Genomic DNA, 19,991 nt, shown 5'->3' on the forward strand with positions numbered 1-19,991 from the left:
GGGAATCCGATCACCCGATTACACCGGAGTGCGATGAACAAACGATGGCGCACAGGATAATTCGGGGCTTCTCACCACCCCGCTGCCGCGGACCGCCCACCGGCAATACCGATCAGGCCCGGTCGCGTGATGTGCCCGACAACATCGCGCGACCGGACCCCGATCAACCCGGCTTCAGCTGCCGGTCTGCGAACCGCCGCTGCGTTCGCGGACCTCGGTGATGATGGCCGAGAAGTCCCGGCCCCCGGAGGTTTCGTTGAACTCGCGGTAGATCTCGGCCGCCAGTTCCCCGATGCGACCGTGGACCCCGTTGGCCCGCAGGGCTTCCGCGGCCAGGCCCAGGTCCTTGTTCATCAGGGCGGTGGCGAACCCGGGCTGGTAGTCGTTGTTCGCCGGGCTGGTCGGCACCGGACCGGGGACCGGGCAGTAGGTGGTGAGCGCCCAGCTCTGCCCGGACGCCGTGGACACCACATCGAAGAACGACTGGTGACTCAGTCCCAGCTTCTCCCCCAGCACCAGCGCCTCGGACAGGCCGATCATCGAGATTCCGAGCAGCATGTTGTTACAGATCTTGGCCGCTTGCCCGACCCCGGCGCCCCCGCAGTGCACTACCTTGGCGCCCATCACCTCGAGCACCGGCAGTGCCTCGGCGAAATCGGCTTCCGCCCCACCGGCCATGAAGGTGAGCGTGCCGGCGGCCGCACCCGACACACCGCCGGATACCGGTGCGTCCAGTGCCCGGTGCCCGGCAGCAGTCGCTGCCTCCGCGGCCGCTTTGGCATCACCGACATCGATGGTCGAGCAGTCCACGAACAAGGTGTTCGGCTGCGCCACCGGCAGCAGTTCGGCATACACGTCACGCACCAGCTTGCCGTTGGTGAGCATCGTGATGACGATATCGCGGGCGGTGGCGGCCGCGACCCCGGTATCCACCAGCGCCACACCGTCTTTGCGGGCCTGCTCCTGCGCCGCGGCCGACGGGTCATAGGCGTGCACCTCATATCCGGCCTTGACCAGGTTCGCCGCCATGGGCCCGCCCATATGGCCGAGGCCGAGGAAACCGATCGTCTTGCTCATTGCTTTTCCTCCGGAATCGTCAAACCCAGTTCCCGTTCGCCCAGTTCGGCGAAGTACGCGTCGACCTGGGCGGTGGTGACATCGGTCAGGGCCGCGGGCGACCATTGCGGGTTGCGGTCCTTGTCGACCACCTGCGCGCGAATACCCTCGACCAGATCGTGCGAGGCCAGCGAGGCGATCGATACGCGGTACTCCTCGTTCAGCACCGCCTCCAGGCTCGTGGCCGTGCGGGCCGACCGCAGCGAGCGCAGGGTGACCTGTAGCGCGACCGGCGATTTGCCGAGTATCGCGGTGGCGGCCGCATTCGCCTCGGTATCGGCGTGCTCCTGCAGATGGGCGACGATTTCGGCGACCGTCTCCGCGCCGTAGCAGGCGTCGATCCAGTCCCGCTGTCCGAGCAGCGTCGATTCCGGTGCCTCGGCCGCGTATTTGGCGATCGCGATATCGGCGGATTCGGTCTGCAGGGTGGTGAGCAGGGCCGGAATCTGCTCGGCGGGAACGTAATAGTCCGCGAATCCGGTGGCGATCGCATCGCCGGCCTTCATCCGCGCCGTGGTGAGCGCGATATGGGTGCCCAGTTCGCCCGGCGCCCGCGACAGCAGATACGTGCCGCCCACATCAGGGATGAACCCGATCCCGACCTCGGGCATCCCGATGGTCGACTTCTCGGTGACGATCCGGTGGCTGCCGTGCGCGGACAGCCCGACCCCACCGCCCATCACGATCCCGTCCATCACCGCGACATACGGTTTCGGGAAGCGGCCGATCAGCGCGTTGAGAATGTATTCGTCGCGCCAGAACTTCCCGGTGGCCGAATCCGCCGCCGACCCCACGTGCCCGGCCGCCTGCTGTTCCTTGGCGTCGTGATGGATGGCGACGATATCGCCACCCGCGCACAGCCCGCGTTCACCGGCGCCGGTGATGGCGACGGTGCGTACCGAATCGTCGGTGGCCCAGGCCCGCAACTGCTCGGTGATGGTGCGCGTCATGGCGTGGTTCAGCGCGTTGATGGCCTTGGGCCGGTTCAGGGTGAGGAGTCCCAGGCCGTCACGCTGTTCGACCAGGACTTCGGGTTCGTCGCTCATACAGTTCCTTCCGCGCACGCCTGCCACTCCGATGCGATCACGACGCCCCCACCGCGGACGCCGTCATCGACCGGGCCACGACCAGGCGCATGATCTCGTTGGTGCCTTCCAGGATCTGATGCACCCGCAGGTCCCGGACGATCTTCTCCAGACCGTATTCGGCCAGGTAACCGTAACCGCCGTGCAATTGCAGGGCGGCGTTGGCGACCTCGAAGCCGGAGTCGGTGGCGAACCGTTTGGCCATGGCACACAGTTCGACCTTGTCCGGCGCGTCGGCGTCCAGGGCCGCCGCGGCCCGCCACAGCAGCGTCCGGGCGGCTTCCAATTTGGTCCGCATATCGGCCAGTTCGAACTGCAGGGCCTGGTTGTTCAGCAACGGTGCGCCGAACGCGGTGCGCTGGGCCAGGTAGGGCACGGATTTATCGAGCGCGATCTGCGCCCCGCCCAGCGAGCATGCCGCGATATTCAGCCGGCCGCCGTTGAGCCCGTTCATGGCGATCCGGAAACCGTCGCCCTCGGCGCCGAGCCGGTTGGCCACCGGGACGCGGGCGTCGGTGAGGATCACCTGCCGGGTGGGCTGGGCGTTCCAGCCCATCTTCTTCTCGTTCGGGCCGACCTCCAGGCCGGGGGTGTCGGCCGGGATCACCAGGGTGGAGATTCCGCGCGCACCGGTGTCCTGGGTGCGGACCATCATCACGTACACGTCGTTGCTGCCCGCGCCCGAGATGAACTGTTTGGCGCCGTTGACGATGTAGTCGTCGCCGTCGCGCACCGCGCGGGTGGTGATGGCCGCGGCATCGGAACCCACCCCCGGTTCGGTGAGCGCATAGCTGGCCAGCAGATCCATCGCGGTGAGCCCGGGCAACCAGCGGCGGCGCTGTTCGTCGTCACCGTAGGCGTCGATCATCCAGGCCGCCATGTTGTGGATGGAGATATAGGCGGCCACGGCCGGGCAGCCGGTGGCGAGTTGTTCGAAGATCCGCACCGCGTCCAGCCGGCGCAGCCCGGACCCGCCGAACTCCTCGCTCACATAGATTCCCCCCAGCCCGACCGCGCCCGATTTCCGCAGGACGTCCACCGGGAAATGTTTTTCCTGGTCCCATTCCACGGCGTGCGGGGCCAGGTATTCGTCGGCGAACTCCCGGGCGGTATCGCGGATGGCCCGCTCGTCGGCGTCGAGAGTGAACATGGTCATTCCATCGTCGGGATGACGAAGCTGTTGCTCTCCTTGAGCCCGGCAGGCCAGCGCTGCGTCACCGTCTTGGTCTTGGTGTAGAAGCGGATGGAATCGGGGCCGTGCTGGTTCAGATCACCGAACCCGGAGCGCTTCCAGCCGCCGAAGGTGTAGTACGCGATCGGCACGGGAATCGGGACGTTGATGCCGACCATGCCCACCTGGACCCGGGCCGCGAAGTTACGGGCGGCGTCACCGTCGCGGGTGAAAATCGCTACGCCGTTACCGTATTCGTGGTCGTTGGCCAGCGCGAGAGCTTCCTCGTAGTCTTCCGCGCGCACCACGCCGAGCACCGGGCCGAAGATCTCGTCGGTGTAGATGGACATATCCTTGGTGACCCGGTCGAACAGGGTCGCGCCGACGAAATAGCCGTTCTCCGCGCCCTCCACGGTGAGCCCGCGCCCGTCCACGACCAGTTCGGCGCCCTCGTCGATACCCTGCTGGACGTACTTCTTCACCCGGTCCACACCGTCGAGACCCACCAGCGGCCCGTAGTCCGCGCCCGGATCGTCGGATTTCCCGATATTGAGCTTGTGCACCCGGTCGGTGAGCTTCTCGACCAGCCGGTTCGCGGTCTCCTCCCCGACGGGTACGGCCACCGAGATCGCCATGCAACGCTCACCGGCCGAACCGTAGCCGGCGCCGATCAACTGGTCGGCGACATCGTCGAGGTCGGCGTCCGGCATGACGATGGCGTGGTTCTTGGCGCCGCCGAAGCACTGGGCGCGTTTACCGTTGGCGGTGGCGGTTTCGTAGATGTACTGCGCGATCGGGGTGGAGCCGACGAATCCGACGGCCTTGATCCGCGGGTCGTGCAGGATGGTGTCGACGGCTTCCTTGTCGCCGTTGACCACGTTGAACACGCCCTCGGGCAGACCGGCCTCGAGGAACAGTTCGGCGAGCCGCAGCGGGACCGAGGGGTCGCGTTCGGAAGGCTTGAGCACGAAGGCGTTACCGCAGGCCAGGGCGGGGCCGGCCTTCCACAGCGGAATCATCGCGGGGAAGTTGAACGGGGTGATCCCGGCGACCACACCCAGCGGCTGCCGCATCGAGTACACATCGATCCCGGTGCCGGCGCTCTCGGTGTATTCGCCCTTGAGCAGGTGCGGGATACCGACCGCGAATTCGATGACCTCGAGCCCGCGCTGGATATCACCCTTGGCATCCGGGATGGTCTTACCGTGTTCGCTGGACAGCAGCGCGGCCAGGGAATCCATCTCGTCGTTGACCAGGGTCAGGAACTTCATCAGGATCCGCGCCCGGCGCTGCGGGTTCATCGCGGCCCACGCGGGCTGCGCCGCTTCGGCATTCGCGATGACCTGCTCGACCTCGGATTTGCTCGCCAGCGGTACCCGGGCCTGCACCTCGCCGAGGTTGGGGTCGTAGACATCGCCGAACCGGCCGGACGTGCCGGGGACCTGCTGCCCGCCGATGAAATGTGTGAGTTCTCGAACCATGCGATTCCTGCCTCGTGTCGGGGGTGGCGGGCGCGGCGCTGCGGCCGTCCGTCACACGAAGATCATTCTTGCGGGCGTCCAATAGTTGGACGTCCAAGCAAAACGATACACCCGGCCCCCGCGACAAACCAGACTTCCCCGCAAGATATCCACCAACTGCGCGAACACACCCCGCTCCGCCCTACATCGGTGTGGTTGCGCAAGCCTATCCGCAGCCCGCACCCGGCGGAACTATCTCTCGACGGACTTCTTCGCCGACCTGGTCAGCAGATAACTACCGATCCCCAGCACCACCGCACCGACAACCAGAATCGCCCCGGAAGCCCCCGCCGACTCCCCCGTCCAGTCCACGACCGCCTCCACAGCCGCCAATGTCAGCGCGGCCGCACCGCCGAGACTCAGCACCCAGGAACGATCGGTGGCGTAGAGAGCGAAACACACCACCGCGACCATCGCCGTGAGTACATATGCCGGCCACATCCGATCGGACATATCGACGGTCTGGGCCCCGGCCACCGCCAGCACCACCCCGGCCACATAACCGGCCCACCGCTCGAGAACGGCACCCAACCGGGTCATGCCGAGCCAGCCGAAACCGAGCACGAGCAGTCCCGGACCGGTCAGGTCGTCGAGCCCCAGTACCTCGTCCAGCAAGCCCGATACCGAGGCGGCGCTGAATCCGGCGCACAGCAGCAACCCGAGCAACGAGGGCAACGCGGCATACCCGGCGACAGCGGCGACCAGCCCGGCCACGGCGGCATACACCCAGGTGAGATCGGTGGTGTCGTTCCCGTCGTCCAGGATCGCCCCGGCCGCGGCCGCGATACTCACCGCCGCCAGCGCGAACAACACCGCCGCGAGCCGCGTACGCGCGGTATGACCGGTGGAGGCAGGCCGGCGCCACGCCGGCCGGAAGAGCACCGACCACCCGCCCGCGGTCGCCACACCGGCCACCGTCAAACCCACCGCAACCAAAACGAACAAAACGAACCGGCCGAGCTTCGCCATATCGTCCCAGGACTCGGCGAGGACCAGCACCAAACCACTCAGCAACAACCCGGCACCCGCATAGGCCGCGATCTCGGCGAGCAACCGCGCCGGTGTGGGCCGGGGCTCCGGCTCGGCCAGCGCCGTCACCACCGCTCCCAACTGGGTTTCGTCGAGAACACCCCGGCGCACCAGATCGACAAGGGACTGCGGGACCTGCGCAGATACGTGCCCTGTAGACGCCGCAACGCGGTTCTGTGCGGTTCGGTCATCGCCGCCGCTGGCTTCGGGTGTCATTCCGCTGTCCGCTCCGGATTTCGATCGCCCACGACCGGAATCGGTGCCGCCACCGGTGACGGTCGCCGGATTCTTGCGTCGCACGCCCACCAGGCGCCGGAGCCCACCGAAACCAGAGGAGACCCCACCGCCCCCGGGCGACATGCTGCCACCACCGATAGCGAGTTCCTCTCCACCGGTCCCGGCGAGAGCCTTGTTGTCGCCGGGACCGGCCGGTGACTCACCGCCGCGGGTTTCGATCCGGCCCGGCTCTCCGCGCGTTCCCACCTCGGCGGCGGAGACCGCCGGTCGCTCACCGGCGCCGGGGCCAGGCCCAGACCTGCCTGCGGTGGGTTCCGGGGCTGAAGAACTGTGATCGGCTCCGGCCGACGATGTGGTGGCGTGGGTTCCGGCCCCGAATTCCGCATCCGACTGCCCGGTAGTGCAAGACTCGCCGCTGCCACGGTTGCCCGGTGCACCCGGATCACCCGCGCTCGGCACCTCCGGGACAGCAGGGCTCGACTCACCCCGGGAACGCTGCGGCGACGCTTCCGGCGCCGAATCCTGTTCGGCCACAGCACCCAGTATGCCGCCCCGGCCCCCGACTTTCGCGGCGCGAGATCAAACCCGCCCACCGGCGCTGGTCACGCGCTACGCTCGGGCCCGCGAACCGACGATCATCGCAGGAAGGCAGCGCTGTGGACATCGGCGATATCCGGATCATCGACGCGCATATCCATCAGTGGGACCCGTTCGGCAATCCGCGCGAGTTCAGTCGTACGGCCAAACTGCTGCGCGCCCTCCCACTGCCCCTGGGGCTCGCCGTGCGGCTGGCGCCGCGGCGGGACCGGGAGTTCATCGGCGAGCCGTCGGCGTATCTGGGTCCGTATCTGCCCGCCGACTACCGCACCGACGCCGGTGCGGTACCGGTCGAATCGGTGGTGCATATCGAGGTCGAGTGGGCAGGGCCGAAGGCCGAGGAAACCCGCTGGGTCACCGCCTTGCCGTTCGGTGTGGACACCCCCGCACTCGCGGCGGTCAGTGGGGGCGGTTCCCCGGCCGATCCGGGTTTCGCCGAACTTCTCGAGGCCCACCTGTCGGCCTCGCCGCTGGTGCGCGGTATCCGTAGTAGGGTCGCCCACCACCCGGATACCGGAATCCGTAGTTTCGCCGAGGGACCGAACATCTTGCGCAGCCCGGCATTCCTCGAGGGTTTCGCCGCCCTCGCCGAACGCGATCTGGTCTTCGAGGCCTGGGTGTACTCGCATCAGATCCCGGAGGTGACCGCGCTCGCCCAGCGCTATCCGGAAGCCACGATCATCCTGAACCACCTGGGCACGCCCGCCGGGATCTTCGGCCCGGTCGGTAAACACACCGGCCGCGATACCGGAGCGCGCACCGGAATACTCGAACGCTGGCGCACCGATATCGCCGATCTGGCCGAATCCCCGAATGTGGTGGGGAAGGTCAGCGGCTTGATGATGCCGATTCTCGGGCATCCGGTACCGCGCGCGGGCACCCCGACGCCGGTCGCCGAACTCACCGGCCGCATCGGCCCGCTGCTGCGGCACGCCGCCGACACCTTCGGCGCCGACCGCCTCATCTGGGGGTCCAACTTCCCGGTCGACCGCCCGATCACCTCGATCACCAACAGCGCGGAAGCCGTCGCGACCGTCCTGGCCGAACACCTCGGGGATTCCGCACCGCTGGAGAAGGTTTTCCGCACGAATGCACAGCGGGTCTACCGGCTGGATTGAGCCGCGGCAACGGCCGGATCACTTGCAGGGTGCTCGGTTCATCACTTCGGCGCCAACCGTCGCGGTCGCTCACCGGCCTCGGATTCCGGCATACGGCCGCGAAGGCACCGCGGTACACCGTTGCCCGCCTCGTCTGCACCGGATCGTTGTGCACGAGCATCGTGACCGGCGGGGCTCAGCCGCGATGACCATCGGATATCGGCGCACACTATCCCTCGGTCATGGACGAGTACATCGTGACCAAGGCGCGGTTCCCCGCGGCCGCGGTGGTTTCGTCGGCGCAGAGCATTCGCAGCGCGCGCCGCAGCAGCGCCGGATCCAGCTCGTCGAGTGCGGGGCCACCGCGCGGGGCGGGCAGCTCGGGTAGTTCGAGGGCGTTGCCGTAGGGGTCGGTGGTTTCGTCCATCTGCTCGGTGGCCGTTTCGACTCCGCCGATGAGTCGTTCGATACTCAGCCCGCGTACGGCGAGCAGATCACGGGGATGGTCGTCCAGCCGTTCGGCCAGCAAGCAGACGACCGCGATCGCATGTTTGCACGGCCAGCCCGGGTCCGGGCAGCTGCAACCGAAGTCGATATCGGCGGCGGTTTCCGGCACCAGATGCGGGGCGAGTTCGCGGGGCAGGTCGCCGGATACGATCCGCGCCAGCATCCCCGGCGCGGACCGGATCACCTCCACCACCAGTTCCACTTCTTCCGGCCGCAACCGGCGGATCTCGCAGGTGGTGGTGAACGGGCGCGGCTGGCTGCCCTGCACCTCGGCGGTGACGAGCCCCGGCTCGATGCGGTAACTCACCACCTGCCCCGCCCGCGCATAGGTGCGACCGCGCGCGAGCCGGCCGGGGTCGGCGAGCCGTTCCATCACCTCGAGCAGCGCCTTGCCCCAGAAGTTGCGGGCGAATCCGCCGCGGCGGTTGCGGGTCGATGCTCCGCCGGTTACCGGCCGGCGTTTCCCGTATTCGGCGAAATCGGCCACTACTCTCCCACCGCCTCGGCGCCCAGGCTGAACAAGCGGGCCAGATCGTCGTCGCCGAGTTCGGTGATCCAGTTCTCCCCCACTCCGATCGCGAGATCGGCGAGTTCGCGTTTCCCGGTGATCATTTCGTCGATCCGCTCCTCGATCGTGTCGACGCAGACCAGTTTCCGCACCTGCACCGTGCGCTGCTGCCCGATCCGGAAGGCGCGGTCGGTGGCCTGGTTCTCCACGGCGGGATTCCACCAGCGGTCCAGATGCACCACATGATTCGCGGCGGTCAAGTTCAGTCCTGTACCGCCGGCCTTGAGCGAGAGGAGCATCAGCGGCGGCCCGTCGGGCCGCTGGAATGCCTCCACCATGCCGTCGCGGCGTTTCTTTGCGACCCCGCCGTGCAGGAACGGGATCGGACTGCCGAAACGTTCGGTGAGGTAGGGGACGATGAGTTCACCGAATTCGCGGAACTGGGTGAACAGCAGCGCCTTCTCTCCTTCCGCGAGCACGGCGTCGAGCACATCCTCGACCAGTGCCAGTTTCCCGGAGCGATGTGCGCCGCGGCGCAGCACGGCGGAGGAATCCCCGAGGAAATGGGCGGGATGGTTGCACACCTGCTTTAACTTGGTGAGCGCACCGAGTACGGCCCCCTTGCGGGCCATTCCCTTGGCATCGCGCAGTTTTTCGAGCATATCCTCGACAACGGCCTGATACAGGGCTGCCTGTTCGACGGTGAGATTGGCCCGCACGGTCATCTCGAATTTCTCGGGAAGATCATCGATCACGGCCGGGTCGGTTTTCACCCGGCGCAACAGGAACGGCGAGGTGACGGCGCGCAGCCGGGTGACGGCGCCCTGATCGTTCTCCCGTTCGATCGGTACGGCGAAACGGGCACGGAAGGTCTGCGGGCTGCCCAGCAACTTCGGTACCGCGAAATCGAAGAGGGAGCGCAGTTCCTCCAGCCGGTTCTCCACCGGGGTGCCGGTGAGCGCGAGCCGATGCCGGGCCGGTAACGCCCGCGCCGCCCGCGCCTGCCGGGTGGCGGCGTTCTTGATGTGCTGGGCCTCGTCGAGGACCACACGCTCCCACTGCTGCCGGGACAGATGGGCGATATCGCGGGCGAGCAACGCGTAGGTGGTGATCACCAGATCGGCCCCGGCCACGGCCGTATCCAGATCGTCGCCCTGGGCCCGGCCGGGTCCGTGGTGCACCAGAACCCGCAGGTCCGGGGCGAAACGCGCGGCTTCCCGCTGCCAGTTGCCCACCACCGACATCGGGCACACCAGCACCGTCGGCCGCGGGGCGGTGGCCCCTTCGCGTTCGTGCAGCAGCAGCGCGAGGACCTGGATCGTTTTCCCGAGACCCATATCGTCGGCGAGGATCGCCCCGCAGTTCAGCCGGTTCATCGTGGCCAGCCACGCCAGCCCCCGTTCCTGGTACGGGCGGAGCTGCGCTTTCAGCCGGGCCGGCGCGGCCACCGGTTCCTCCGCGCGGCCGGAGTCGAAAAGAGCCGCCGGCCAGCCCTCGGCGGTGACCTCGGTGAGCGGTACCCGCCCGGCCTGTTCCGCGGCGATCTCACCGATCAGATCGGCGAGGGTGATCTCGTTGTCGCCGGTGTGCAGCGCGACGAATTTCGCGGCGGCGGCGAGGGCACCGTGATCGGCCTGCACCCATTCCCCGCGTAACCGCACCAGATCCGATTGCACCGTGATCAGCTGCCGCATCTCGGGCTCGGACAGCACGGTATCGCCGAGTGCCAGCTCCCAGCGGTAGGACACCAGCCCGTCCAGGCCGACCGTGCTCTGGGCGGCGGGCACCGCGGCGCCGCTCACCCGCAGCCGCAGGGTCGGTTCGGTGATATTCCAGGCTCGGGGCAGCAGCAGCGGGATCCCCGCGGCCGACAGCGCCTGTGCGCCGTGCGCGACCAGATCGGCCACCACTTCCGTCGGCAGCAGCAGGTCGAGGCTGTGTGAATCGGCCGGGACATCGCGGAGCCGCGGATAGGCGCGCTGCGCTTTCCCCAGCCATTCCAGGCCGGTACGTACTTCGTCCGCGATTCCCGGCACCGGAATCGGCCGCGGTGCCGCGCCGTCGGCGCGCAGGCAGACCTCCAGCCGCCACAACGCGGAATCCCCGGGCATTTCGGCGAATTCGCCGTCCGGTTCGCGCAGCCGCAACACCAGCTCCGGTTCGCCGGACGACTGCGTCTCCCGCCACTGCCGCAGCACTTCGGCCACCTGGTAGCTGCCCGACTCCACCGGAGCGTCCGCCGACAACGCGTGGGCCAGCGGATGTGGATGGGTATCCGCGGCGAGCAGTTCGCGCACCATCGGATCGGTGAGCTCGGTGACCATATCGTCGAGCACATCGGCCGGCTCACCCGCGACGCGCAGTGCCGGCGGTGCCAGCGCCGCGAGTTCGGCGAGCCAGGCGCGCTGACCGGATCCGCCGACCGGCCGCCAGCGCGCCCACCACTGGCCGTCCTCGCGCCGCAATTCCGGCACCACCGCGCCCGCGCGTATCCACCTTTCCAATCCGAGTGCGAGGTGCGCGAGGAACCGCAGATCACCGGCCACGGCCGCGGCCGGCAACCGCTGCCGTAAGGCGGCAGCCGCGGCGGCGGGCACGAGCGCGTGGGCCCGGACGGTTTCCCGCCGGGCACCGGCCTCGTCCACCAGGAGCACTTCGGCGCGGTGCCGGAACCGCGACTCCGCCAGTACCGAGCCGAGCAGGCCCCCGACCGGCTCGCCCTCCTCACCCGGGGCACGCCACAGCAGTAGCCCGGCTCCGGGCGACCACAGTCCGTGCAGCATGGCCCCATCAAATCAGCCCGGTCCGACACGCCGTGAACCGTCCCCGCCGGCTCCCGTCCGGACCCCGCTCCGGCGCGCCGGGCCATTTCTGGATTTATCCCCGATATCGGCACATACTGGGAAATATCCGCTGGTCACCGCTGTTATCCGCCATCCACGCCCGCCGGGCGGAGCCCGCACCGGGCGCGCTGTCCGGCAGCGTCATACGGCAGGCGGCGCACACCGGCCCCGGAACAGCGGTCCCCACAGCACACAGCGGCGTCATCGAACAGCGGAGGGCAGCAGTATGACAATTCTGCTCCAGGTTCTCGAGCAGAGCTACACGCCGACCACACCCTGGGAGCGGCGGAAGTTCACCTTCGTGGATGCCGGCAAGATCGTCGGTATGCGTCTGGACGGCCAGTGCGGTGTCTGGCTGGATCTGTCCCGGCCCGGCGAATCGCAGCGGCTCGCCCACACCGACCGGCCCGAGGATGCCATCGCGTTCCTGCTCACGGCCTTCGCCAAGATCGCCGAATGTCTGGACAGCGGCGGTTCCTGGGTGATCGGCCACGACGGGGTGCATATCGAATCCCTGGTCGCCACGCGTTTCCCACCGCGTAGCAGCGGGGTCGACAACGACGAGCTGCTGGCCCGCGCCTGGCTGTGATCCACCGGGCGCCGGAACCTGTCGGCGCCCTCGGGTATACCGGTAACCGTGATGACACGGGGGAAGATTCACACGGTTTCCGCACTGCTCACCGCCTGCTTGGTCGGCCTGCTCGCCGCCTGCGCAGTCCCGCCGGGCCTGCGGCCCGCACCCGGTAGCCCCGGGCGCGCTCAACTCGAACAGCTCCTCGCCGCGGTCCGGGTGGTTCCCGAACGCCCGCACACCGGCGGCTACGAGCGTGATTGCGGGTCCGGGCAGGGTTGCGTTTTCGGACCGGCCTGGTCCGATGATCACGACGGCCCGGGCGGTCACGACGGCTGCGATACCCGCAACAATGTGCTGGCCCGTCAGCTGGTGGAAATCGCCTACCGGCCGGGTACCGGGGGCTGCGTCGTCCAGTCCGGCATCCTGGCCGATCCGTATACCGGCAACCGGATGGTGTTCAGCAAGGAAAACGCCCAGCAGCTGCCCGTGGACCATATCTATCCGCTGGCCGCCGCCTGGGATATGGGAGCCGCCACCTGGGCACCCGCGCAGCGCATCCGCTTCGCGAACGATATCGAGTACAACCTGCAGGCCACCGACCGCGCGACCAATACCGACAAAAGCGACAGCACACCCGCCGAGTGGTTACCACCGTCGCGTCCGGGGCACTGCTACTACGCGGGCCGGTACCTCACGGTCGCCGTGCGGTACCAGCTCCCGGTCACCGGCGCGGACCATGCGGTATTGCGCGATATCACGGCGCGGTGCGACTGATATGCGCGGCGCCGAGGCACCGTCGCGCCGCGGACTCCCCGGAGCCCTACGGACCGCGAGCCGACCAAGCGCCGGCTACCGCGGGCGGCGGGGATCGGCGCCTCGAACCTGCCGTGCGTCAAGCCCGGGGTCCGGCCATATCGGCGAGCCGGCTACCGGCGGCCGAGCGCATCCACACCGCGCTGGACCAGCGCCCGATCAGGCACCCGTCGCCACGGGCCGTTTCGAATCGTGCGCCCACTGCGACCACGACCCCGGATACAGGGCCGCCTCCACACCCACCACCGCGAGTGCCGCGATCGCATGGGCGGCCGTGATCCCCGAACCGCAGTACACCGCGACCGGTTCGCCGCCGAGGTCGTTGTATCGGCGGCGCAGCAGTTCCGCCGGCAGGAAACAGCCGTCCTCATCGAGGTTCTCGCTGGTCGGCGCGCTGATTGCACCGGGAATATGTCCCGCCCGGGGATCAACGGGTTCTTGTTCGCCGCGATACCGTTCGGCGGCCCGGGCATCGATCAGCACACCTTCCCAGCGGGCGGCGGCATCGGCATCGATCACCGGCAGCCGACCGGGGTCGAGTTCGATATCGCCGAGTTCGGGGTCCGGTTCCACCCCGGTCGCCAGGTCACCGCCGCCGCGCAGCCATGCGGGCAGCCCGCCGTCGAGGATGCGCACATCGGTGATCCCGGCCCAGCGCAGCAGCCACCACGCCCGCGCGGCCGACATACCGCCGAGCGCGTCGTAGACCACGACCGGGTCCCCCGCACACAGGCCCCAGCTGCGGGCGCATTTCTGGAGCTGCTCGGGGTCCGGCAGCGGATGCCGGCCCTGGGCCGGGGTGGGTAATGCGGCGAGCTCGGTGTCGAGGTCGACGAACACCGCGCCCGGGATATGGCCGTTCTGGTACTGCTGAGGCCCCTCCGGGTCACCCAGCTGCCAGCGGACGTCCAGCAGGCGCAGGTTTTCTTCCGTTGATTCCCGGAGTTCTTCAGCCGAGATCAGTACCGCGTTCAACGCAGCTCCTCGTCCAAGAGTCTGTCTGGAACAGTTTTTTCACCGTACGCGCGCCTGGTCTGCCACGTCCATGCGCCCACCGCAGAATTCACCTACCGGCGGGCCTGCTCAGATGCGGGCGAGCAGAGTCAGCGGATCCTCCAGCGCGCCGGCGACCGTGGCCAGGAACCGCGCCGCGAGTTCGCCGTCGATCATGCGGTGGTCGAAACTCAGCGTCAGCGTGACCACCGACCGTACGGCCAGCTCACCGCGGAAAACCCACGGCCGCGAGTTCACCGCACCGACACACAGAATCGCCGCCTCACCCGGGTTGACCAGCGGTGTCCCCGATTCGACCCCGAAAACGCCGACGTTGGAGATCGTGAACGTCCCGCCCCTCAGGTCGGACAGCCCGGCCCGGCCATCGCGGGCGGTCTGCGCCAGCCAGCCGATCTCCCGGCACAGTTCCCGCAGGCTGAGTGTCTGCGCGTCTTTGATGTTGGGCACAAGCAGTCCCCGCTCGGTGGCCACCGCGATACCCAGGTTGACGAAATACCTGGTGACGATCTCCGAATTCGCCTCGTCCCAGTAGGTGTTGATCCCCGGGTATTCGGCCAGCGCGGCAAGAACCGATTTCGCGACCAAGGCGAGCGGCGTGGGGGTCAGCCCCTCGAATGTCTTGGTGGCACGCAGATGATCCAGCAGTTCCAGCGACGCCGTGATATCGACCGTGCTGGAGGTGGACGCCTGCGGAATCGTGCGGGCGCTGGCGACCATGGCGGCCGCGGTCCGTTTCCGGATTCCGGAGATCGGCGTGCGCTCCTCCCGGGCCGACCCGTCGGCCCGCTGCTCGATACGCGCGACCTCCTCGGCGGTGTGGTCACGCGGCGCGGGTTCCGATACCGGCACCGCACCGCGAACATCGGCGACGGTGACCGCGCCTTCCGGCCCGGAACCGGCCACGTACCAGAGGTCGATTCCCAGCTCCCGCGCCAGCTTTCGCGCGCCGGGGGTGGCGGAGACCCGCCCGCCGCCGACTCCCGAGCCGAGGGTGTCCCCGCCGTGTGGCGCACCGCCGCGGCCCCCAGCCGCCGCATCGGGCCGAGCGCCCCCTGCCGTCCCGGCCGGCGAACGAACACCCGCCTCGGCGCGGGTGCCGCCAGAATGCTCCGCGCCGGCCCTCCCCACCGGTGCCGACGTTTCCTCGGCGGCACCGGCCCCGTGCACAGGCGCTGTGGCCGCCTCGTCCGCTACACCCGTATCCGCGCCGATGACACCCCCCTCGTAGTCGACCCCGGCGGCCGTCGTTTCCGCAGGTGGAGCGGATGCCGCCGCGGTACGCATGCGGCGCCGGCGCGACGGCTGATTCTCCGTCTCCGGCCCATACCCCACGAGCACCGACGTGCGACCGTTGCCTTCCGGCGCGGGCGTACTGCTACGGATCCGCAGCAGCGGCGCCCCGACCTCGATCGTCGACCCCGGTTCGGCGAGCAGTTCCACCACAGTGCCCGCGAACGGCGAGGGCAGCGCGACCACCGCCTTCGCGGTTTCCACCTCGGCGATGGTCTGGTTCAACTCGACCTCGTCGCCCACCGCGACGGTCCAGTTCTGCAGTTCGGCGTCGGTGAGCCCCTCGCCGAGGTCCGGCAGCCGGAATTCCAGGATCTCGCCGGATTCGGCGGTAGCGGCATCGTCCACGGTGGGCACCTCCGGCTGGCGTCAGGGTGGCGGGGCACTCAGGCGGCAAGTGTGCTGTCGACCGCCGCCAGGATGCGGTCCGGATCGGGCAGGTGATGCTTTTCGAGCTTAGCCGGAGGGTAGGGAATATCGAATCCGCCGACCCGCCGGACCGGTGCTTCGAGTCGATAGAAACAGCGTTCGGTGATCCGGGCCGCGATCTCCGCGCCGATTCCGCCGGTGACGGGCGCTTCGTGCACCACGATCAGCCGGCCGGTCCGGTCCACCGATTCGGCGATGGTGTCGATATCCAGCGGCGCCAGGCTGCGCAGATCGATCACCTCGAGCGAGAGCCCCTCTTCCGTAGCGATTTTCGCCGCGGTTACCGCGGTGGCGACCGTACCCCCGTACGCGACGAGGGTGGCGTCCGAACCCGGTACGCAGACCCGGGCCCGCTCCAGTGGCAGCGAATCCGTTGCGGCGGGGTCGAGTTCGGCCTTGTCCCAGTAGCGGCGTTTGGGTTCGAAGAAGATCACCGGATCGTCCAGCGCGATCGCCTGGCGGATCATCGTATAAGCGTCGGCCGGGTTGCTCGGCGAAACCACGCGCAGGCCCGCGGTATGCGCGAAGTAGGCCTCCGGCGATTCGGAATGGTGTTCGACGGAACCGATCCCGCCACCGAAAGGGATCCGGATCGTGAGCGGAGCGCTCACCTTGCCCCGTGTCCGGTAATGGATTTTGGCCACCTGCGAGACGATCTGATCGAAGGCCGGGTAGACGAAACCGTCGAACTGGATCTCGCAAACCGGCCGATAACCGCGCAGTGCCATGCCGAACGCCGTGCCCACGATGCCGGATTCGGCCAGCGGCGTATCGATGACGCGGCGGTCGCCGAAATCCTTCTGCAGCGTATCGGTCACCCGGAACACACCACCCAGCCGTCCGATGTCCTCACCCATCAGCACCACCTTGGGGTCGTCCTCCAGGGCGGTGCGCAACCCGGCGTTGAGCGCCGCGGCCAATGTGGTGATCATGAGCGGACTCCTTCCTCGCGCAGGGTGGGCGCGACGTTCTCGCCGTCGGCCGGGTCGTCGGCCAGGTACTCGGCGTATTCGCGGCGCTGGGCCGCGACGAGCTGATGCGGTGTCGCATAGACGTGGTCGAACAGTTCCAGCGGTTCGGGATCGGGCATGGCGAGCGTGGCCGACCGGATCCGGTGCGCCACCTCGTCCGCGCGTTCCTCCACCCGCCGCTGCCCGGCCGGATCGAACAGGCCCTCGCGTTCGAGCAGCCGCCGCATCCGCAGGATCGGATCGCGGCGGGCCCAGTCCCCGGTTTCCGCGGAGGTGCGGTAGCGGGTCGGGTCGTCCGCGGTGGTGTGCGGGCCCATGCGGTAGGTGATGGCCTCGATGAAGGAGGGTCCACCGCCGGTGCGGGCGCGGGCGGCGGCCCGGCGGGTGACGGCCAGGACGGCCAGCACATCGTTCCCGTCCACCCGGGTCGCCGGGATCCCATGACCCACCGCTCGCTGCGCGATCGGGGTCGCGCTCTGCAGATGCACGGGTTCGCTGATCGCCCAGTGGTTGTTCTGGCAGAAGAACACGACCGGGGCGCTCCAGGTGGAGGCGAAGGTCAGGGCCTCGGCGATATCGCCCTGGCTGGTGGCGCCGTCACCGAAGTAGGCGATGGTGGCGATCTCCGCGCCTTCCAGGTGGGCGGCATACGCGTAACCCGTGGCGTGCAGGCCCTGCGCGCCCACCACGATCGCCGGGTTGGTCATATTGATCTCCGCCGGATCCCACGACGAATGCGCGACCCCGCGCCACATCGGGGTGATAGCTCCCGGGTCCACACCACGGCAGTACGCGACCGCCGCTTCGCGGTAACTGCTGAAGACGTAGTCGTCGGGCTGCAGCGCGTGTGCCGAACCGACCTGAGCGGCTTCCTGCCCCTCCCCCGGCGCCCACAGACCGAGCTGCCCCTGCCGGGCCAGGGCGACGGCCTCGGTATCGATCCGCCGGCTCACCACCAGATCTTCGTAGAGCTGCCACAGTTCATCCGGTCCGATATCGGCGATCAGGGCCTGATATTCGGGGTTGTGCACCCGAGCGCCGTCGGGCTGGATCAGTTGCACCGGATACTCGGTTGCGCCGGGCATCGGCCTCGCCTCCTCACGCGGGTCACGCGCTGATGTGGCCTACAACACACAGCATCCACGCTTAGGCGAACTGCGCAAGTCTCGATCCGGCAACTGAGCATTCCGCACGGTTTCGCGAGGTCATTTGCTGTCATACTGCGCTTTATGACCAGCCAGGAAAGCACCGACCCGGTATTGGACGCCACCGACGCACGACTACTGCTCGAACTGACCGCCAGCCCCCGCGCCACCGGCGTCGAACTGGCCGCGCGGCTCGGACTCTCCCGCAATACCGTGCAGGCCCGGCTCGCGCGGTGGGAAGCCGCCGGCGTCCTGCGCAGTTTCGAACTCCGGGTGCAGCCGCGCGCGCTGGGGTACCGGCTGTCCGCATTCGTCGCGGTGGTCGTGGACCAGCATCGCCTCGACTCCGTGGTCGACGAACTGGCCGAGGTACCGGAGGTGACCGAGGCCTGCGGTATGACCGGCCCGACCGATCTCACGGTCCGCGTGGTCGCCCGCGATGCCGACGATCTCTATCGGATCGCCGGCCAGATCCTGAAGATCCCCGGCGTGGTCCGCACCAATATGACACTCGTGATGCAGGAGCTGGTGGGCCCCCGCACCGCACCCCTGCTGCGGCGCCTGGCCGAGCCGGACTGAACCGCCACGAACCTCTTATTAAGCGACATACCTAGGCTTGTGTCGCAGTAAGGGATAAGGTGCCGATATGGAGCTCTCAGGCACAGCAACCGACACCTTCTCCGGCCGGACCGCCATCGTCACCGGCGGCGGCTCCGGTATCGGCGCGGCACTGGCCCGCGGGCTCGCCGGCCACGGCGCGAAGGTCGTCGTCGCCGATCTCGATCCCACCACCGCGGCGAAGGTCGCCGACGAGATCGGCGACGCCGCGATCTCCGCCGGCGGCGACGCCGCCGACCCCGAGGTGATCGCGCAGCTGATCGCGGCCGCGGAAACCTCCTTCGGCCCCGTCGACTTCTACTTCGCCAACGCCGGTATCGGCGGCGGCGCAGGCCTGGACAGCACCGACGCGCAATGGTCGGCCGCCCTCGAGGTCAACACCCTCGCCCATATCCGCGCCGCCCGCCTCCTCGTCCCCGGCTGGCTGGAACGCGGCAGCGGCTACTTCATCTCCACCGCCTCCGCCGCCGGCCTACTCACTCAACTGGGCTCGGCACCGTACTCGGTCTCCAAGCACGCCGCCGTAGGCTTCGCCGAATGGCTGTCGATCACCTACGGCGACAAGGGAATCGGCGTCAGCTGCATCTGCCCGATGGGCGTGGACACGGCACTGCTCCGGGAAGGGATGATCCCGGAGAACAACGCCGAAGCGGGCCGGTTGGCGATCACCGCCGTGAAATCCGCGGGCGCCGTACTCAGCGCCGAAGAGGTCGCCGACACGGTCCTCGCCGGGGTCGCGGCCGGGGAATTCCTGATCCTCCCGCACCCGGAAGTCCTGCAGATGTACCGCAACAAGGGGTCGGACTACGACCGCTGGATCCGCGGTATGCGCCGCTTCCAAGCCGCTCTGGAAAACCCCGGCGACTGATTCATGCCGCCCTGGCGTCCACCGGTCGCCTACGTGACACCCGAGGGTCGGAAGCTGGGCAGCTGGTTGACCGGCTGCCGCGCGAAGTACCGGAAGGGCGAGCTGGCCGCGGGACAGGTCGCCGACCTGGTCCGGCTGGGCATGGACCTCGACCGGCGCGCGCCGAACGTGGGCCGCAATCCGCAGCAGGCGTGGAACGGGTGGATCAGTGAGCTCGAGATGTACCGCACCGTCTACGGAACCCCGGAGGTTCCGCCCGATTACGTGACCCCGTTCGGCGCGAAGCTCGGCAATTGGCTGCACCGCTGCAAAACCGCCGCCCGCCAGGGCAAATTGCCCACCGAACGGCGCAGGCAGCTCCGGCGGCTGGGTGTTGCCGTGCCCCGGCGTGATGCACTGCGAAAACGGACCCCGCAGGCCGGACGACGGCGCTGGGATGTCGGCATCACCGCACTGCAGGCCTATGCGGCCGAACGAGCACAGCAGTTGCGGTCGATCGGAGTCGAACTCGACTGATCGACCCCCCTCCGGTCGGTGACACTCGGCCTGCATCCACCGA

At 68.6% G+C, this 19,991-nt stretch carries 17 protein-coding genes; 6 read left to right on the plus strand and 11 right to left on the minus strand.

Annotation, left to right across the window (positions count from 1 at the left end; genetic code table 11):
• Positions 1–174: 174 nt before the first annotated feature.
• From mmsB to ACFWPH_RS23500, 5 genes are all read right to left on the minus strand, one after another.
• Complete coding sequence (gene mmsB, locus ACFWPH_RS23480) at positions 175–1,077, minus strand: 3-hydroxyisobutyrate dehydrogenase (RefSeq protein WP_378754288.1); 903 nt, start codon at positions 1,075–1,077, stop codon at positions 175–177.
• Positions 1,074–2,162 carry an enoyl-CoA hydratase/isomerase family protein gene (locus ACFWPH_RS23485; RefSeq protein ID WP_378754289.1) on the minus strand — a complete coding sequence of 363 codons (1,089 nt, stop codon included), beginning with the start codon at positions 2,160–2,162 and terminating at the stop codon, positions 1,074–1,076. Before ACFWPH_RS23485 ends, mmsB begins: the two co-directional genes overlap by 4 nt.
• Positions 2,163–2,199: 37 nt before the next feature.
• Positions 2,200–3,351 carry an acyl-CoA dehydrogenase family protein gene (locus tag ACFWPH_RS23490; RefSeq protein WP_378754290.1) on the minus strand — a complete coding sequence of 384 codons (1,152 nt, stop codon included), beginning with the start codon at positions 3,349–3,351 and terminating at the stop codon, positions 2,200–2,202.
• A 2-nt stretch (positions 3,352–3,353) separates the two neighbouring features.
• Positions 3,354–4,853, minus strand: a complete 1,500-nt coding sequence (locus ACFWPH_RS23495; protein WP_378754291.1) for a CoA-acylating methylmalonate-semialdehyde dehydrogenase — start codon at positions 4,851–4,853, stop codon at positions 3,354–3,356.
• A 231-nt stretch (positions 4,854–5,084) separates the two neighbouring features.
• Positions 5,085–6,404 (minus strand): DUF2157 domain-containing protein, encoded by a 1,320-nt coding sequence (locus tag ACFWPH_RS23500; RefSeq protein WP_378754292.1) that lies wholly within the window; start codon positions 6,402–6,404, stop codon positions 5,085–5,087.
• Between the two features lie 410 nt (positions 6,405–6,814).
• On the opposite strand from ACFWPH_RS23500, the gene ACFWPH_RS23505 reads away from it, so the two are divergent.
• Positions 6,815–7,873, plus strand: a complete 1,059-nt coding sequence (locus tag ACFWPH_RS23505) for an amidohydrolase family protein (protein ID WP_378754293.1) — start codon at positions 6,815–6,817, stop codon at positions 7,871–7,873.
• Between the two features lie 208 nt (positions 7,874–8,081).
• Here the strand turns inward: ACFWPH_RS23505 and ACFWPH_RS23510 are convergent, their stop codons facing one another.
• Positions 8,082–8,846: an SWIM zinc finger family protein gene (locus ACFWPH_RS23510; protein ID WP_378754294.1), complete on the minus strand. Its 765-nt coding sequence runs from the start codon at positions 8,844–8,846 to the stop codon at positions 8,082–8,084.
• Positions 8,846–11,650: a DEAD/DEAH box helicase gene (locus ACFWPH_RS23515; RefSeq protein WP_378754295.1), complete on the minus strand. Its 2,805-nt coding sequence runs from the start codon at positions 11,648–11,650 to the stop codon at positions 8,846–8,848. Before ACFWPH_RS23515 ends, ACFWPH_RS23510 begins: the two co-directional genes overlap by 1 nt.
• A 286-nt stretch (positions 11,651–11,936) precedes the next feature.
• On the opposite strand from ACFWPH_RS23515, the gene ACFWPH_RS23520 reads away from it, so the two are divergent.
• Together ACFWPH_RS23520 and ACFWPH_RS23525 are read left to right on the plus strand one after the other, a co-directional pair.
• Positions 11,937–12,299 carry a hypothetical protein gene (locus tag ACFWPH_RS23520; protein ID WP_378754296.1) on the plus strand — a complete coding sequence of 121 codons (363 nt, stop codon included), beginning with the start codon at positions 11,937–11,939 and terminating at the stop codon, positions 12,297–12,299.
• Positions 12,300–12,350: 51 nt separating this feature from the next.
• Positions 12,351–13,058: an HNH endonuclease family protein gene (locus ACFWPH_RS23525; RefSeq protein WP_378754488.1), complete on the plus strand. Its 708-nt coding sequence runs from the start codon at positions 12,351–12,353 to the stop codon at positions 13,056–13,058.
• Positions 13,059–13,256: 198 nt separating this feature from the next.
• Here the strand turns inward: ACFWPH_RS23525 and ACFWPH_RS23530 are convergent, their stop codons facing one another.
• From ACFWPH_RS23530 to pdhA, 4 genes are all read right to left on the minus strand, one after another.
• Positions 13,257–14,072 (minus strand): sulfurtransferase, encoded by an 816-nt coding sequence (locus ACFWPH_RS23530; RefSeq protein WP_378754297.1) that lies wholly within the window; start codon positions 14,070–14,072, stop codon positions 13,257–13,259.
• Positions 14,073–14,180: 108 nt separating this feature from the next.
• The gene (locus tag ACFWPH_RS23535) at positions 14,181–15,758 is read right to left on the minus strand and encodes a dihydrolipoamide acetyltransferase family protein (protein WP_378754298.1); all 1,578 of its coding nucleotides are present in this window, start codon (positions 15,756–15,758) and stop codon (positions 14,181–14,183) included.
• 29 nt (positions 15,759–15,787) lie between these two features.
• Positions 15,788–16,762: an alpha-ketoacid dehydrogenase subunit beta gene (locus tag ACFWPH_RS23540; protein ID WP_378754299.1), complete on the minus strand. Its 975-nt coding sequence runs from the start codon at positions 16,760–16,762 to the stop codon at positions 15,788–15,790.
• Positions 16,759–17,886: a pyruvate dehydrogenase (acetyl-transferring) E1 component subunit alpha gene (gene pdhA, locus ACFWPH_RS23545; protein ID WP_378754300.1), complete on the minus strand. Its 1,128-nt coding sequence runs from the start codon at positions 17,884–17,886 to the stop codon at positions 16,759–16,761. Before pdhA ends, ACFWPH_RS23540 begins: the two co-directional genes overlap by 4 nt.
• A 144-nt stretch (positions 17,887–18,030) precedes the next feature.
• On the opposite strand from pdhA, the gene ACFWPH_RS23550 reads away from it, so the two are divergent.
• The 3 genes from ACFWPH_RS23550 to ACFWPH_RS23560 all read left to right on the plus strand — a co-directional run bounded on the left by ACFWPH_RS23550 (position 18,031) and on the right by ACFWPH_RS23560 (position 19,948).
• A complete protein-coding gene (locus ACFWPH_RS23550) occupies positions 18,031–18,525 on the plus strand; it encodes an Lrp/AsnC family transcriptional regulator (RefSeq protein ID WP_378754301.1) in 495 nt (164 codons plus the stop codon).
• 67 nt (positions 18,526–18,592) lie between these two features.
• A complete protein-coding gene (locus ACFWPH_RS23555; protein ID WP_378754302.1) occupies positions 18,593–19,432 on the plus strand; it encodes an SDR family oxidoreductase in 840 nt (279 codons plus the stop codon).
• Positions 19,433–19,465: 33 nt separating this feature from the next.
• Positions 19,466–19,948 (plus strand): helicase associated domain-containing protein, encoded by a 483-nt coding sequence (locus tag ACFWPH_RS23560; RefSeq protein WP_378754303.1) that lies wholly within the window; start codon positions 19,466–19,468, stop codon positions 19,946–19,948.
• Positions 19,949–19,991: the final 43 nt, after the last annotated feature.

It is taken from the genome of Nocardia sp. NPDC058499, from assembly GCF_042719915.1.
Lineage (GTDB): Bacteria > Actinomycetota > Actinomycetes > Mycobacteriales > Mycobacteriaceae > Nocardia.